Raw genomic sequence first — 16,679 nt, 5'->3', positions numbered from 1 at the left:
GTGGCGCGACATCGCCGACGCACGGACAACCTGCCGAACTGCTTGTTGATCACTCGCCTAACTTGGCGTGCACTTCGTTCAGGTCAATCTCGCCAATCGGCATTTTGTTGGCTGGGTTCTCAAAGTCGTATTTGAACAGATTGAAGTCCTTCTTGTAGACCTCGTACATCAGGTGCATGGACAGATCATCGAAATAATCCTCGACCGGATGCAGCCGTTTTGGCCCATGCCCTTCACTTTCGTTAAAGCGGGGAATCTTGGCAAGATCGATGGCATTGGGCGTTTCGATCTTGTCGAGAACCTGTTGCATCCCATCGTTGAACTGTTCCGTCCAGAAAATCTTGTCATAGCGACCGCCATTCACAATGAATGTCGAGATATGGCCGGACATGGCAGACCAGTGGATGTCAGGTTCCATCGGACGACGCCACCGGATGGTATCGCGCGCAAACAACAGGAACCGGCGAAACGATTTGATCTGGTCAAATTCGAATCCGTTCTCGGGATCGCCGACTTCAATGCCGTATTTCTGGATCAGCAGGGGGACGAGGTTCCCTCGGTAATAGCGTCCGTTGCGCTGGATACCGCAAATCTTGTCGAAGAAGGATGACAGGATACGGGTGTAAGGATTGCGCACGCAAGTGAAGGCAAAAGATTTGTGCGCTTTGACATTGGCTGTGATGAGCGGCTGGCTGTCATCCATCGCCCATTTATGCATCCCGTGCTGCGCATCATGGATGTCACCATCGAAGAATTCGCCATGATCTGAATAGAACATGATCTGACCGATGGTCGAACAGGCGCATTTCGGAACGACCCGATACACAACGCTTTCGCTGTTCGTCATCCATGTACCGGGAAACCCCATGAAACACTCTCTCCTTGGCGCGCCGTGGTCGCGTGCGTCACTCACGTCATAGTTGGCCTTAAAAAGCAAAGAAAGCCTGTATATTCAATGTCTCTTCAAGGTATGACATCTAAACAATACCAAACGACGGGACCTGACTGTTTCCAATATGGCAAAAATCGCCTTCATTCTCCTGTGTCACAAAGATCCGGATGCCATCATCCAGCAGGCCAGACAGTTGACAGCGGTGGGCGATTACATCGCGATTCACTTCGATGCCCGCTCCTCGAAAGACGCGTACGCGAAAATTAAAACCGAACTGTCCGACAATCCAAACGTGACCTATGCCAAAAAGCGGATCAAATGCGGCTGGGGTGCTTGGAGTCTGGTGCAGGCCACGCTTTACGCAGTGGAGGCCGCGGTTGAAGACTTCCCAAGGGCGAGCCATTTCTACATGGTGTCCGGCGATTGCATGGCGATCAAATCAGCGGTTCATACGCATAAATTCCTTGATGCAGAAGATGTCGATTACATCGAAAGCTTTGACTATTTCGATAGCGACTGGATCAAGACGGGCTTCAAGGAAGAACGGTTGATCTATCGACATTTCTTCAACGAACGCACGCAAAAGCCGTTGTTCTATGCGGCTTTCAATTTTCAGCGCCGTTTCGGATTGACGCGGCAAATCCCGAAGGATTTGCAAATCATGATCGGCAGCCAATGGTGGTGCCTGCGCCGTCGTACGATCGAATTCGTTCTGGAATTCGTGCGTAAGCGCAAGGATGTGATGCGGTTCTTCAGAACGACCTGGATTCCGGATGAGACGTTTTTTCAGACAATCGTCCGACATCTTGTTCCGAAAGAGGAAATCAGAACACGCACACTGACGTTCCTGATGTTTACCGACTACGGGATGCCGGCGACGTTTTATAACGATCACTACGATTTGCTGCTTGCGCAGGACGGGCTTTTTGCGCGGAAAATCAGCCCCGAGGCAAAAGAACTCAAGAACCGATTGGGAGTCCTCTATGCCTCTGACCGCGAGGACTTTCGGATTTCGAACGAGGGACGCAGCCTGTTCAAGTTCCTGACAGGACGTGGCCGGATCGGCCGCCGCTTCGCGACCCGTTTCTGGGAAACGGAAACCTCTCTCGGTCGCGAACGCGAGCTGCTCATCATCGCTTGTAAAAAGTGGCATGTCGCCAAGCGCCTGACAGATGCGATCCGGGCCGAAACCGATGTCCCCGCGATTGATTATCTCTTCAACGAAGACGACACTAACATGCCCGACCTGGGTGGTATTCAGTCCACGCTGGGTAAACGCACCCGGCATCGTCGCGCGCTGATGCGCATGCTCTTTGATTACTACCAGACCAACAAACTGGTGATCTGTCTTGATACGGCAAACATCGACCTGATGCAGGATTTCTTCTCTGACCGTTCGAACACGCGATTGCTGGAAATCGATTGTACGTTCAGCGATGAATACCTGACCGGTCATGCGCGCCGCGTCGGTCTTGCAGGGGATCATACGTCCAGGGAAACACTGGACCAGTTGCTGCCAACGATCCGCTACGATGTGATTTTCGAAAGCGACCGTATTCGCGATGCGAATTTTGCGGGCACGTATCGTCTTCGTGAGGTCGCAAACGAGACCGAAAACGCGCGCGCTCTTGCGGCGTTCCTCGGGATCGAGGACGAGGCCGCCGAGAAACTTGCCAAAACACCTTATCTATTTGTCGACTAAGGAAAAGCCATGCAGTTCGAATATGACGATCAGAACATTTTCGCAAAGATTTTGCGGAGCGAAATCCCGAACGCCACCGTGTTCGAAAACGACCATGCCCTTGCCTTCAACGATATTAACCCGCAAGCGCCGGTGCATGTGCTGATCATCCCGAAAGGGCCTTATGTCTCTCTCGATCATTTCGCACGGGATGCATCGCCTGAAGAACAGGTCGGTTTCATGGCCGCTGTCGCAGAAGTTTGCCGGCTCACAGGCGTTGACGATGGCTTTCGTGCCATTGCGAACACGCGAACACACGGCGTGCAGGATGTCCCTCATTACCACATGCATATCATCGGTGGGACGCAGTTGGGCAGGATGCTCCCGGCCTAAATCGCTTTCAGTCAGACTTGGTCAGGGCAAGAAAGACATCTTCTAGATCAGCCTCTTCACTTCGGATATCAGCGATCGTGATACCTGCGTCCTTGACGATATGCAGGATCTGATCGGCGCTGATTGCCTTTGCAGAATAGGTAAAGCGCAGCGTACCGTCGGTTGATACGCTACCGGTGATTGCGTCTGGCAGGTCAGGCAAGATGGAATCCGACGTAGGTGTGATTGCAAGCGTCTTGCTGTCCAGTCGCGACAACAGGTTGGCAGTGCTGTCTTGCACAATCTTTTCACCGTTATTGATGATCGCGATCTCGTCGCACATCTCCTGCGCTTCTTCGAGGTAGTGCGTCGTCAGGATGATCGTCATACCATCCTCATTCAGTTTGCGCACGTTGGCCCAAAGCTGATTGCGCAATTCGATATCGACGCCGGCGGTTGGTTCATCCAGCACCAGAATTTGTGGTGAATGAACAAGCGCCTTGCCCAGAAGCAGACGGCGCCGCATCCCACCTGAAAGGGATCGGGCATATGCATCCCGTTTGTCTGACAGACCGATCAATTCAAGAATTTCGTCTGTGCGCCGCTGACTCCGCGGAACACCGTACAATCCGGCCTGAACCTCCAGCGATCCACCCGGCGTGAAAAACGGGTCAAGGTTGGGTTCTTGCGGCATAATGCCAATGGCAGCGCGGGACTGGCGCGGGTTCACATCCTGATCGAAGCCCCAGATCTTCACAGAACCAGCGGTTTTGGTGACCAGACCTGCCAGAATATTGATCAACGTGGATTTGCCTGCGCCATTCGGACCAAGCAGCCCAAAGATGGAGCCGCGTGGAATGACGAGGTCAATGCCTTTCAGGGCGTCTTTCGGCGGCGCTTTCTTGGTCGCAGCATAGGTCTTTTTCAGCCCGGTGATTTCGATCGCATTGTCGCTCATGTCGGTCTTTCCTCGCGCCGCACCCTGCGGTAGTGTCCGCCCAGACATATGGCGGCATTGCCCGCTGACAACAACACGAGATACGCCAATGACCACACCCGTGCCCGAAACCCGGATCGTGACCGAATATCGCATTGCCTGTGACGGCGGCGAAGGGGCGCTGGGCCATCCGCGTGTCTGGTTGCAGATTCCGCATGACACAGGCTTTGTCGAATGCCCCTATTGCGACGCAAAATTGGTGCATGAAGACTTCGCGGGCAAGGTCTAGCCGACTGAACCATTTCCGGCTTTGCAGGGCAGGACCGACCCGAACACTGCCGGATCGACAAGAAATCGAAACTTACTGTTACGTAAGCAGGCCTCAATGGGGCTGCTACAGCGATCCTGCCCCTGTCCGATGCCAGCGCCCGCGCGCATACGGCGAAAACGCGCATAGCGACTGGCAGGCAAGTGCGGAACATGGCAGAACCGTTTTTGGCGACGCATGGGGGAGAGATGTGACATGGCGCAGAATTTCGGCAAGGGCCACCATCTTCATCTGATTGACGGTTCGGCGTTTATCTTTCGTGCCTACCACGCGCTTCCTCCGTTGACGCGAAAGTCGGATGGCTTGCCGGTCGGAGCGGTGAGCGGCTTTGTAAACATGCTCCAGCGCTATATCGAGGGTAACACCGGTGATGATGCCGCGACGCATGTTGCGGTGATCTTCGACAAGGGGTCACACACGTTTCGCAACGATATGTATGATCAATACAAAGCGAACCGTGAGGCGATGCCCGAAGACCTGCGCCCCCAGATTCCCTTGACCCGCGACGCGACCCGCGCATTCAACATCGCGTGCGAGGAAATCGAAGGGTTCGAGGCGGACGATATCATTGCGACCCTCGCGCATCAGGCCCGCGATGCCGGTGGGCGTGTCACGATCCTGTCGTCGGACAAGGATCTGATGCAGCTTGTTGGCGGCGGCGTGGAAATGCTGGACCCGATGAAGAACAAACGGATCGACAAGGACGGCGTCTTTGAGAAATTCGGTGTCGGTCCGGAACGCGTTGTAGATGTGCAGGCACTCGCCGGTGACTCGGTCGATAACGTGCCAGGCGCGCCCGGGATCGGGATCAAGACAGCAGCACTTTTGATCAACGAGTTCCATTCGCTGGAGGAATTGCTGGATCGTGCAGACGAAATTACACAACCCAAGCGGCGGCAAACGCTGATCGACAATCGCGCACAGATCGAGCTTTCCAAGAAGCTCGTCCAGCTCGATTGCGACATGGACCTGCCGTTTGATCTCGATAGCCTTGAAATCCGCGATCCCGATCCGGAACCGTTAATGGCGTTCCTCGCTGATATGGAATTCCGCACGGTGACAAAGCGGATCGCCGACAAACTCGGTGTGACTGCGCCAGTGATCGAGGCCGCCCCCGCACCCGATGCACCTCAGCCAGAAGAAGTCGCATTCGATGCGGACGCATATGAATGTGTAAGCGATGCGGCCGCATTGCAAGTCTGGATCGATCGCATCAGGGAACGCGGCTACGTCGCCGTCGACACCGAAACAACCTCCTTGTCCGAGATGAAGGCCGAATTGGTTGGCGTTTCTCTATGTGTTGAACCGGGACAGGCCTGCTATATTCCCCTGATACACAAGGCTGGCAAAGCTGACGACCTGTTCGGGACAGATGACCTCGAAGAAGGCCAGATGGATCTCGACGAATGCCTGTCTTTGCTCAAACCGGTTCTTGAAGATGCCAGCATCATCAAGATCGGCCAGAACATGAAATACGACGCCAAGATTTTCGCGCGTCTGGGTATCACTGTGGCACCTATCGACGACACGATGTTGATGTCCTATGCGATGCACGCCGGCACGCATAACCACGGCATGGATATTCTGTCCGAACGCTATCTTGGACACACGCCCATCCCGATCAAACCCCTGCTTGGGGCAGGGAAATCCGCAATCACGTTCGATCGCGTTCCTGTTGTGGACGCTGTGAAATACGCAGCCGAGGACGCCGACATCACTCTGCGGCTTTGGCAGCTCTTCAAGCCGCAACTGCATACCAAGAAAGTGACCACCGTCTACGAAACGCTCGAACGACCCCTTGTGCCCGTTCTGGCACAGATGGAAATGCACGGCGTCAAGGTCGACAGAGATACGCTGTCGCGCATGTCCAACGCTTTTAGCCAAAAGATGGCTGGCCTGGAAGCAGAGCTCTACGAACTTGCGGGACATGAATTCAACGTGCAAGCACCGGCACAGGTCGGCAAAATCCTGTTCGAAGAGATGGGGCTGGAAGGCGGGAAAAAGACAAAGACCGGTCAATGGTCTACGCCAGCCGACGCGTTAGAGGATCTTGCGACCGAACATGATTTTCCGGCGCGTATCCTTGATTATCGCCAACTGGCAAAACTGAAATCCACCTACACCGACGCGCTGCAAGAGCATATCAACCCCGAAACTGGTCGGGTGCATACGTCATACTCGATCGCGGGCGCCAATACGGGACGCCTCGCGTCCACCGATCCAAACCTGCAGAACATTCCTGTCCGCTCGGAAGAAGGGCGGCGCATCCGCGAAGCTTTTGTTGCAGAAGAGGGCAAGGTGTTGGTCGCATTGGACTATTCGCAGATCGAACTGCGCATCCTTGCCCATATCGCTGGGATCGACGCCTTGAAACAGGCCTTCAAGGACGGGCAAGACATCCACGCGATGACTGCGTCCGAAATGTTCGACGTTCCACTGGATGAAATGACGCCTGAAATCCGCCGCAAGGCCAAGGCGATCAACTTCGGCGTGATTTACGGGATCAGCGGCTTCGGTCTGGCCCGGAACCTGCGTATCCCACGGGGTGAGGCTCAAGGATTTATTGACCGGTATTTCGAACGCTTTCCGGGCATTCGTGATTACATGGATGACACTGTCGCCTTCGCCAAAGATCATGGATATGTGCAGACACTCTTCGGGCGCAAGATTAACACGCCTGAAATCAACGCCAAAGGCCCACATGCCGGTTTCGCGAAACGCGCGGCGATCAACGCCCCGATCCAAGGCACGGCAGCGGACGTGATCCGGCGCGCCATGATCAGGATGCCGGCCGCAATCGAAGGAATGCCTGCAAAGATGCTGTTGCAGGTGCATGACGAACTGATCTTCGAAGTGGAGCAGGGCGCAGAGGACAAACTGATCGCTGCTGCGAAAGACGTTATGGAAAATGCATCAGTCCCGGCGGTGAAACTTGACGTTACGCTGGCCGTGGATGCAGGCACAGGCGCAAACTGGGCCGAAGCGCACTAGCCTAAATGTAATGCTGCTCAGGACGCGTCGTCCTCGATCCACGTCTTGGCGGCAACTGCGCGGGGCAGTCCAAGCGGACCGATCGCAAGTAGGGCAACCTGTTCAAGCGCGTCATCTGCGATGCCTTCGGCACGGGCACGGCGGCAATGTGAATGGACGGCCCCTTCGGAATTTGCACCAATGGCGAGCGCAAGCTTAACAAGACGCTTTTCACGATCTGTCAGCGGGCCAGCGCCGGAACTTGCCTTTCCCAGTGCGGCATATGCACGCCAGATATCGGGATACTGTTCTGCAAGATCACCGGCGGCTCCGGGCATGTTTTTTGGCATCGCATTGTCCTTATGTCGCAGGATCATCAATCAGGCTGCTGGGTCTGGCAAACCGGATCAGATCATCGGCGTCAGTGACATGAATCCTGTTGCCTTGCACCCGAACCCCATAGGGCTCAAGGCTCTTGAACGCACGGCTCAGGTTCTCGGGCGTCATGCCAAGAAAGGATGCCAGGCGACGCTTCTCCATCGTCAGGTCGAATATATCAGCTTTGTTGTGATCCCGTTGACGCAAAAGATAGTTCGCAAGGCGTTCAAGCGACGTGCGCAGCTTGAGGTTCTTCGTGTTCTTGACCACCGCGCGGTAACACTGGGATAGCTCTGAAACGATCGCGCGCGCGAATGCACCATCCTTGTCAAAGATTGCCCGCACGTCTTCGGAAGGCAGCAGCACAATCCGGCTCTTTTCCAGCGTACGGGCTGACATCAGATAGGGCGCGTTCTTGATCGTTGCGGCTAGAATAAATGTTGAAACAGGTCGAACTGTTGCAAGGCTCGTCTCGCGCCCGTTCCATGATGAAAACAGATCGACTGAACCTGACATTACGACGTGCAGAAAATCTGGTTCGTCCCCTTCAGTGATCAGGTCCACACGCGGTGGAAAACTCTGGACATACGCCGCGCGCATCAGCGCCTCGAAATGCGCAAGTTCCATATCCGCAAAAAGAGCAAGTTCACGAACGTCCTGTCGGTAGGATTCGGGCATCGGCGACAACGACCTTTCGCACAGTTCAGCCATAGCATCAGCGGGCACTTGATAAATGTCAAGCGACGGATTGCAAAGCTGGGCAAGGTCGCTTGACCATTGCCTTCCAATGGCCTGATGAAAGTCTCTAAATCATTTATTTCATTGCGGAAATCACGATTTTTTGATCTGCATCAACTGTCGCGCCTCTACGCAGGCAGACACTTGGCCCAACCCAGAACAGCAGCAAAAGGCTGCACTAGGCGGAGGGGCCGCAATGGAACTTCAAAACAAGGCCACAGCGTTGTGGTCCAATTTCTTCAACGTAAAAATGGTACAGATCAGAACCTTCCACATGACGTGGTTTGCGTTTTTTTCCTGCTTCTTTGCGTGGTTCGGCATTGCGCCGCTGATGAGCGTAGTACGTGACGAATTGCAACTGACACCGGACCAGATCGGCTGGGCCATCATCGGGTCGGTGTCGATGACGATTTTCGCGCGGCTCTTTATCGGCTGGCTTTGTGACCGGATCGGCCCTCGGAAATCCTATACTTGGCTCCTGCTGATCGGGTCGCTGCCCGTGATGGGCATCGGCCTGTCCTACAATTTCGAAACGTTTCTGCTCTTCCGTGTCCTGATCGGTGGTATCGGCGCGGCCTTTGTCATCACACAATACCATACATCTGTCATGTTCGCCCCAAATGTGGTGGGGCAGGCAAATGCGACATCTGCAGGCTGGGGAAATCTCGGCGGGGGTGTCACGCAGTTCGTCATGCCGCTCCTGTTCTCGGTCATGGTCGTCGGTTTCGGCTTTTCCGAAGCAGTCGGATGGCGTCTGTCGATGGTCGTCGTCGGTGTGATCATCTTCCTGACCGGTATTGCCTACTACTTCCTGACCCAGGACGCGCCAGACGGCAATTTCGATGACCTGCGCGCGCAAGGCAAAATGGAAGAAAAGCGCAACGTCACAGGAAACTACATGCACGCCCTGAAAGATCCGCGCGTCTGGGTCTTGTTCGTTATCTATGGTGCCTGCTTCGGAATCGAGCTGACGGTGAACAACGTCGCTGCGCTCTACTTCATGGATTATTTTGATCTTACACTTGTGACCGCTGGTTTCGTGGCCGCGTCCTTCGGCCTGATGAACCTGTTCGCCCGCACACTTGGCGGTCTGTTCGGGGATAACTTCGGATCGCTTTGGGGCCTGAAAGGCCGTGCGTTCTGGTTGTTCATGTGCCTTTTCTTCGAAGGCTGTGCGCTCATGGTTTTCAGCCAGATGCACGTACTCTTTCTTGCGCTGCCCGCTTTGATCGTCTTCTCGCTGTTCACGCAGATGGCGGAAGGGGCAACATATTCGGTCGTGCCGTTCATCAACAAGAAAGCGCTGGGCGCGGTGGCCGGTGTGGTCGGTGCGGGCGGGAATGCAGGTGCGGTTCTGGCAGGCTTCCTCTTCAAGAACGTCATCGACTGGTCGCAGGCCTTTTTCATTCTCGGCATCGTCGTAACCTGCGCATCGTTCCTCGCATTCTTTGTGCGCTTTTCGACCCGGCAGGAAGACGAGGAGCGCGCGAACTTTGCAGCAGCCAACATCGAGACTTTGCGCCTGCGCGCCCTGAAGGCCAACGCGGCACTCGAAGAAGGACTGCAGGCAATCAGCCGCAAGAACGGCAGCCAACCGGCTGAATAAATCCAATCGCGGCGGGTCGATGAGCGGCCCGCCCTATTCCTCATACGCCACAACGGGAGGACCCCATCATGGCGATCAGTGCAACCCAATCCGCAAACAGCGGCTATCTGCTGACCGACTGGCGGCCAGAAGACCCGCAATTCTGGGAAAGCGAAGGCAAACGCATCGCGACCCGCAACCTATGGATTTCAATCCCGAACCTCCTGCTTGCCTTTTCGGTCTGGATGGTTTGGTCGGTCGTCGTCGCCAAAATGCCTGCAATCGGCTTTGATTTCTCGGTCGGAGAGCGGTTCTGGCTTGCAGCATTACCTGGCTTGTCCGGTGCAACACTGCGCATCTTTTACAGCTTCATGGTCCCGATTTTCGGTGGCCGAAAGTGGACAGCGATTTCAACGGCATCCCTATTGCTGCCGGCTATCGGTATCGGGATGGCGGTGCAAAACCCAAACACCAGCTATGTGACCTTCCTGATATTGGCGCTTATGTGCGGCTTTGGCGGCGGAAACTTCGCTTCTTCTATGGCGAATATCGCGTTCTTCTACCCCAAGAAAACCAAGGGCCAGGCTCTTGCAATGAATGCCGGTCTTGGCAACCTCGGCGTGTCAGTCATGCAGTTCGTCGTGCCAATCGTCATCACGATGGGCGTGTTCGGTGCAATCGGGGGTGAACCGCAGCAGCTGTCTGATGGTGGTCAGCTCTTTATCCAGAACGCAGGGTTCATCTGGGTGCCATTCCTCGTGCTAAGTGCAATCGCCGCATGGTTCGGGATGAATGACATCGCGGATGCGAAGTCCTCTTTTGCAGAGCAGTCGATCATCTTCAGCCGCAAGCACAACTGGATCATGTGCGTACTCTATACAGGTACGTTCGGTAGCTTCATCGGATACGCAGCAGGCTTTCCGCTTCTGATGCGCACCCAGTTTCCCGAAGTTGACGTCCTGCGCTATGCCTTCCTTGGCCCACTTGTCGGTGCGCTAAGCCGGGCGGCGACGGGATGGATTTCCGACAAGTTCGGCGGCGGTCGCGTGACATTCTGGTGCTTCCTCGGCATGATTGTGGCCGTCTTCGGAGTGCTACAGTTCCTGCCCTCCGATACCTCGCCTACCGGTAACTTCTGGGGCTTCTTCGCCTGCTTCATGGCGCTTTTCTTCCTCACCGGTGTCGGCAATGCATCAACCTTCCAAATGATCCCGTCGATCATGCGGCAGGAAGTGCCGCGCCTGATGCCTAATCTGGACGAAGCAATGACGCTGAAGCAGTCAGCGCGTGAAAGCGCAGCGATCATCGCCTTTACCAGCGCGATTGCAGCCTATGGTGCCTTCTTCATTCCAAAACTTTACGGCACCTCGATCGCAATGACAGGTGCTCCGAACGGCGCACTCTGGGTTTTCACGGCCTTCTATGCCGTCTGTGCGGTGATCTGCTGGAACTTCTACAGCCGCAAGTCTGCACCGGTTCCGTGCTGACGCACTAGCTATCCCGCCGCGCCGCATTGGCGGCGCGGTCCCCGTTTTCAGGAGATAATGACATGAGCCACCTGCTCGACAGATTGAACTTCCTCCAGTCCAAGGAACTTGAACAGTTCGCAAACGGACACGGGCAGGTCACCCGTGAAAACCGCGACTGGGAGGATACGTATCGCAATCGCTGGCGGCACGACAAAGTCGTGCGCTCGACCCATGGCGTGAACTGCACAGGGTCTTGTAGTTGGAAAATCTATGTCAAATCGGGGATTGTGACGTGGGAAACCCAGCAGACGGACTATCCGCGCACACGTGCTGATTTGCCAAACCACGAACCGCGTGGCTGTGCCCGCGGGGCAAGCTACAGCTGGTATCTCTATTCCGCAAACCGGGTCAAGAACCCGCTTGTGCGCGGTCGTCTTATGAAGATCTGGCGCAAGATGCGCGAGACGATTGAACCGATCGAAGCCTGGACCAAACTGCAGGCCGATCCAATCCTGCGTGCCTCTTACGTCGAAAACCGCGGCAAGGGCGGTTTCGTCCGCGCGACGTGGGACGAAGCGACTGAAATCACCGCTGCCGCAAACGCCTATACCGCCAAGACCTATGGGCCAGACCGGGTGTTCGGCTTTTCGCCCATCCCTGCGATGTCGATGGTCAGCTATGCTGCGGGGTCACGCTACCTCAGCCTGCTTGGCGGGGTCTGCATGTCGTTCTACGACTGGTATTGCGATCTGCCGCCAGCCTCCCCGATGACATGGGGCGAGCAGACGGATGTGCCTGAAAGTGCAGATTGGTATAACTCGGGATATCTGCTGCTCTGGGGGTCGAACGTGCCCCAAACGCGGACGCCGGATGCGCATTTCTACACAGAAGCGCGATACAAAGGCACCAAATCCGCAGTCATCTGCCCTGACTATTCAGAGGCCGCAAAATTTGGCGACGTCTGGTTAAATGCCAAACAGGGGACCGATGCCGCGCTGGCGATGGCCTTTGGCCACGTAATCCTGCGGGAATTCCATCTCGACCGCCAAACCGAATACTTTGAAGAATACACCCGCAAGTATTCCGACTTCCCGATGCTGGTGAAGCTCGAGGAAAGGGACGGGCGTCTTGTACCCGGCCGGTTCCTGCGGGCTGACGATCTGGACGGAAAGCTGGGTGAAGAAAACAACCCGGAATGGAAGACTGTCGCCTTCGACGAGATATCCAAAGCGATGGTCTCGCCAAACGGGTCCATCGGTTATCGCTGGGGCGAAGATGGTGAGTGGAACCTCGAAGAAAAGGCAAATACTGACGACATCAAGCTGAAGATGACATTCGTCCTCGAAGAGGATCACGACAATGTCGTCGGAGTCGATTTCCCCTACTTCGGCGGGCAGGCCTATGGCCAGTTCGAAACCGACGCGGATCATCCAGACGTTCTGACACGCAATATTCCGGTCAAGACGATCAAGACAGCCGACGGGGACATCGCGGTCGCGACCGTCTTCGATCTGTTCTGCGCCAACTACGGCCTTGACCGTGGGCTGGGCGGTGACTGGGTGACATCCGACTACGGCGACGACATGCCCGGCACACCTGCCTGGGCAGAAAAGATCACCGGCGTGCCTGCCGACAAAATCATCCATGTCGCCCGCGGGTTTGCGGATAACGCGGAAAAGACCAATGGCAAGTCGATGATCATCATCGGTGCCGCGATGAACCACTGGTTCCATATGGACATGAACTATCGCGGCGTCATCAACATGCTGGTGATGTGCGGCTGCGTCGGACAATCTGGCGGCGGCTGGGCGCACTACGTCGGTCAGGAAAAGCTGCGTCCCCAAACGGGCTGGCAACCGCTTGCCTTCGCGCTGGATTGGGGCCGTCCACCACGGCACATGAATTCCACAAGCGCGTGGTATGCCCACACCGACCAATGGCGCTATGAAACACTCAGCGCATCTGAAATCTTGTCGCCCACCGCCCCCGAAGGCGATTGGGATGCCAGCCTGATCGATTACAACATCAGGGCAGAGCGTATGGGATGGCTGCCCTCGGCACCGCAGTTGAAAACCAACCCTTTGCAGGTCGCCAAGGCAGCGAACAAGGCCGGGGTCGAAATTCCAGCATATGTCACGGATCAACTCACCAAAGGCGAATTGGAAATGTCGTGCGAAGACCCGGATGATCCGGCGAACTGGCCGCGCAATCTGTTTGTCTGGCGCTCGAACTTGCTGGGGTCGTCCGGCAAGGGGCACGAATACTTCCTCAAACACCTGCTGGGTACAGAACACGGCGTGCTTGGAAAGGATCTCGGCGAGGAAGGTGGCCAACTGCCCAAAGAGGCGAAATGGCATGACGACGCACCGCGCGGCAAACTGGATTTGCTGGTCACCATCGACTTCCGGATGAGCACGACTTGCGTCTATTCAGACATCGTTCTGCCAACCGCCAGTTGGTACGAAAAGGACGACATGAACACGTCCGACATGCACCCGTTCATCCACCCGCTGCAAGCGGCAGTGGATCCGGCCTATGAAAGCAAATCGGACTGGGAAATCTTCAAGGCAATCGCCAAGAAGTTCCAGGAAATCGTGCCGGGCTATCTTGGCAGGGAAACCGATATCGTCGCATTGCCGATCCTGCACGACACACCTGCAGAGATCGCACAGGATCAGGTGAAGGACTGGAAAAAGGGCGAATGCGACCTGATTCCAGGCAAGACGGCACCCGCCTATGTCGCTGTCGAGCGGGACTATACCGCAATCTACGACCGTTTCACTGCGCTTGGCCCGCTGATGGACAAGCTTGGCAACGGCGGCAAGGGGATTGCATGGAACACGCAAGAAGAGATCGACAACCTGTCGGCCTTGAACGGGGTCCAACTGGATGGCGCGGCTGCGGGACGGCCCAAGATTGAAACGGCAATTGATGCCTGCGAAGTCATCTTGATGCTTGCCCCTGAAACCAACGGAAACGTGGCCGTAAAAGCGTGGCAGGCGCTGGGCAAAGCCACCGGTCGCGAACATGCGCATCTGGCGGACGGCGAACACCACCAAAAGATCCGCTTTCACGATATTGCGGCTCAGCCCCGCAAAATCATCTCGTCGCCCACTTGGTCGGGCATCGAAAGCGAAAAAGTCAGCTACAACGCCGGCTACACGAACGTGCACGAATTGATCCCGTGGCGCACTCTCACGGGGCGACAACAGCTCTATCAGGATCACCTCTGGATGCGCGCATTTGGCGAAGGCTTCATGTCCTACCGCCCGCCGGTCGATCTGAAAACGATCACGAAGGACGTGCAGGATGTAGGCGACAACCTCGTGCTCAACTTTATCACGCCACACCAGAAATGGGGGATCCATTCAACCTATTCCGACAACCTTCTGATGCTGACGCTCAACAGGGGTGGGCCGGTGATTTGGCTTAGCGAGGTCGATGCGAAATCGGCAGGCATCGTCGATAACGACTGGGTCGAACTTTACAACACGAACGGAGCTCTGACAGCACGGGCGGTCGTGTCCCAACGGATCAAGGAAGGCACGACCTTCATGTATCACGCGCAGGAAAAGATCGTGAATACGCCCGGGTCCGAAAAGACCGGACATCGGGGCGGAATCCACAACTCTGTCACCCGCACAACGCTCAAGCCAACACACATGATCGGCGGATACGCCCAGCAATCCTACGGTTTCAACTACTACGGCACAGTGGGGTCAAACCGCGATGAATTCGTCGTGGTCCGCAAAATGAAAAAGGTCGACTGGCTTGACCGCGAAGCGACCGCAAAGGAGGCCGCAGAATGAGAATCCGCGCACAAATCGGCATGGTGCTGAACCTCGACAAATGCATCGGGTGCCACACCTGCTCTGTCACTTGCAAGAACGTCTGGACGACCCGCGAAGGCGTTGAATACGCATGGTTCAACAACGTCGAAACCAAACCCGGCACCGGCTATCCGACAGACTGGGAAAATCAGGCACGCTGGAAAGGCGGCTGGGAACGGACGAAATCCGGCAAACTGCAACCCAAGCAGGGCAGCAAATGGCGGATCCTGTCCAACATCTTTGCCAACCCGTCCATGCCCGAAATCGACGACTACTACGAACCTTTCGATTTCGACTACGACCACCTGAAATCTGCACCCGAGATGGAAGCGTTTCCCACGGCACGTCCGCGCTCCAAGATCACAGGCGAGCGGATGGAAAAGATCGAGAAAGGACCGAACTGGGAAGAGATTCTTGGCGGTGAATTCGCAAAGCGCTCTGAAGATTACAATTTTGAAGGCATTCAAAAGGAAATTTACGGCGAATACGAAAACACCTTCATGATGTATCTGCCGCGGCTGTGTGAACACTGCCTCAACCCGGCCTGTGCATCCTCCTGCCCATCAGGCGCGATCTACAAGCGCGAAGAAGACGGTATCGTTCTAATTGATCAGGAAAAATGCCGTGGCTGGCGGATGTGCGTCAGTGGCTGCCCATACAAGAAAATCTATTACAACTGGTCGTCTGGAAAGTCCGAAAAATGCACGCTCTGCTACCCGCGCATTGAATCAGGTAACCCAACTGTCTGTTCGGAAACCTGCGTCGGGCGCATCCGCTATCTCGGGGTCATGCTGTATGACGCCGACAAGATAGAGGACGCGGCAAACATGGAGCACGAGAAAGACCTCTATAACGCGCAGCTAGGTGTGTTCCTTGATCCAAATGATCCGGTTGTGATCGAAACCGCTCGTGCTGACGGCATCCCCGAAGACTGGATCAAGGCTGCACAGGAAAGCCCGATCTGGAAAATGGCAATGGAATGGAAGGTCGCGTTCCCGCTTCATCCCGAATACCGGACCTTGCCGATGGTTTGGTACATTCCGCCGCTGTCCCCGATCCAGAACGCAGTTGAAGCCGGAGCGATCGGCACTGACGCAGGCATGCCGGACGTCAAGAACCTGCGCATTCCGGTGCGCTATCTTGCCAACATGCTGACGGCTGGTGACGAAGCGCCAGTCGTCACCGCGCTTGAACGGATGCTCGCGATGCGGTCCTACATGCGCTCCAAAACCATCGAAGGCGTCATCGACGAAGGCATCGCGGCCCGTGTCGGCCTGTCAGGCCGCGTGATCGAAGACATGTACAAAATCATGGCGCTTGCCGACTACGAAGACCGCTTTGTGATCCCCACGACGCACCGTGAACAGGTCGAAGAAGCTTACGATCTGCGCGGAGGCTGCGGATTCACCGACAGCAACGGCTGTTCGACCGGGATCTCCAAAGGCTCGCTGTTCGGCGGGTCCAAGAAACCCCTGAAAATGCCGACGGAGGCGATGTAA

At 55.8% G+C, this 16,679-nt stretch carries 12 protein-coding genes; 8 read left to right on the top strand and 4 right to left on the bottom strand.

The window, feature by feature from the left end:
• Positions 1-49: 49 nt before the first annotated feature.
• Complete coding sequence (locus BMY44_RS10995) at positions 50-868, bottom strand: sulfotransferase family protein (protein ID WP_089993954.1); 819 nt, start codon at positions 866-868, stop codon at positions 50-52.
• A 148-nt stretch (positions 869-1,016) separates the two neighbouring features.
• Here BMY44_RS10995 and BMY44_RS10990 point away from each other — a divergent pair, with 148 nt between their 5' ends.
• Both BMY44_RS10990 and BMY44_RS10985 read left to right on the top strand, forming a co-directional pair.
• Positions 1,017-2,594: a DUF5928 domain-containing protein gene (locus BMY44_RS10990; protein ID WP_089993952.1), complete on the top strand. Its 1,578-nt coding sequence runs from the start codon at positions 1,017-1,019 to the stop codon at positions 2,592-2,594.
• A 9-nt stretch (positions 2,595-2,603) separates the two neighbouring features.
• Positions 2,604-2,966, top strand: a complete 363-nt coding sequence (locus BMY44_RS10985) for an HIT domain-containing protein (protein WP_089993950.1) — start codon at positions 2,604-2,606, stop codon at positions 2,964-2,966.
• Positions 2,967-2,973: 7 nt separating this feature from the next.
• Here BMY44_RS10985 and BMY44_RS10980 read toward each other — a convergent pair whose 3' ends face one another.
• The gene (locus BMY44_RS10980) at positions 2,974-3,903 is read right to left on the bottom strand and encodes an ABC transporter ATP-binding protein (RefSeq protein WP_089993948.1); all 930 of its coding nucleotides are present in this window, start codon (positions 3,901-3,903) and stop codon (positions 2,974-2,976) included.
• Positions 3,904-3,991: 88 nt separating this feature from the next.
• Here BMY44_RS10980 and BMY44_RS10975 point away from each other — a divergent pair, with 88 nt between their 5' ends.
• Both BMY44_RS10975 and polA read left to right on the top strand, forming a co-directional pair.
• A complete protein-coding gene (locus BMY44_RS10975) occupies positions 3,992-4,171 on the top strand; it encodes a zinc-finger domain-containing protein (protein WP_089993946.1) in 180 nt (59 codons plus the stop codon).
• Positions 4,172-4,405: 234 nt separating this feature from the next.
• Complete coding sequence (polA, locus tag BMY44_RS10970) at positions 4,406-7,201, top strand: DNA polymerase I (RefSeq protein ID WP_089993943.1); 2,796 nt, start codon at positions 4,406-4,408, stop codon at positions 7,199-7,201.
• Positions 7,202-7,218: 17 nt separating this feature from the next.
• Here the strand turns inward: polA and BMY44_RS10965 are convergent, their stop codons facing one another.
• Both BMY44_RS10965 and BMY44_RS10960 read right to left on the bottom strand, forming a co-directional pair.
• Positions 7,219-7,530, bottom strand: a complete 312-nt coding sequence (locus BMY44_RS10965) for a carboxymuconolactone decarboxylase family protein (protein ID WP_089994850.1) — start codon at positions 7,528-7,530, stop codon at positions 7,219-7,221.
• Positions 7,531-7,540: 10 nt separating this feature from the next.
• The gene (locus BMY44_RS10960) at positions 7,541-8,236 is read right to left on the bottom strand and encodes a cyclic nucleotide-binding domain-containing protein (protein ID WP_089994847.1); all 696 of its coding nucleotides are present in this window, start codon (positions 8,234-8,236) and stop codon (positions 7,541-7,543) included.
• Between the two features lie 256 nt (positions 8,237-8,492).
• Between BMY44_RS10960 and BMY44_RS10955 the strand changes: the two genes are divergently transcribed.
• The 4 genes from BMY44_RS10955 to narH all read left to right on the top strand — a co-directional run bounded on the left by BMY44_RS10955 (position 8,493) and on the right by narH (position 16,679).
• Complete coding sequence (locus BMY44_RS10955; RefSeq protein WP_089993941.1) at positions 8,493-9,902, top strand: MFS transporter; 1,410 nt, start codon at positions 8,493-8,495, stop codon at positions 9,900-9,902.
• Between the two features lie 68 nt (positions 9,903-9,970).
• Complete coding sequence (locus BMY44_RS10950; protein WP_089993938.1) at positions 9,971-11,368, top strand: NarK family nitrate/nitrite MFS transporter; 1,398 nt, start codon at positions 9,971-9,973, stop codon at positions 11,366-11,368.
• 62 nt (positions 11,369-11,430) lie between these two features.
• Positions 11,431-15,159 carry a nitrate reductase subunit alpha gene (locus tag BMY44_RS10945; protein WP_089993936.1) on the top strand — a complete coding sequence of 1,243 codons (3,729 nt, stop codon included), beginning with the start codon at positions 11,431-11,433 and terminating at the stop codon, positions 15,157-15,159.
• The gene (gene narH, locus BMY44_RS10940) at positions 15,156-16,679 is read left to right on the top strand and encodes a nitrate reductase subunit beta (RefSeq protein ID WP_089993933.1); all 1,524 of its coding nucleotides are present in this window, start codon (positions 15,156-15,158) and stop codon (positions 16,677-16,679) included. The genes BMY44_RS10945 and narH overlap by 4 nt, the downstream gene beginning before the upstream one ends.

Source organism: Cognatiyoonia koreensis (genome assembly GCF_900109295.1).
GTDB classification, from domain to species: Bacteria; Pseudomonadota; Alphaproteobacteria; order Rhodobacterales; family Rhodobacteraceae; genus Cognatiyoonia; species Cognatiyoonia koreensis.
This window is presented reverse-complemented; position numbering and strand designations above follow the sequence as displayed.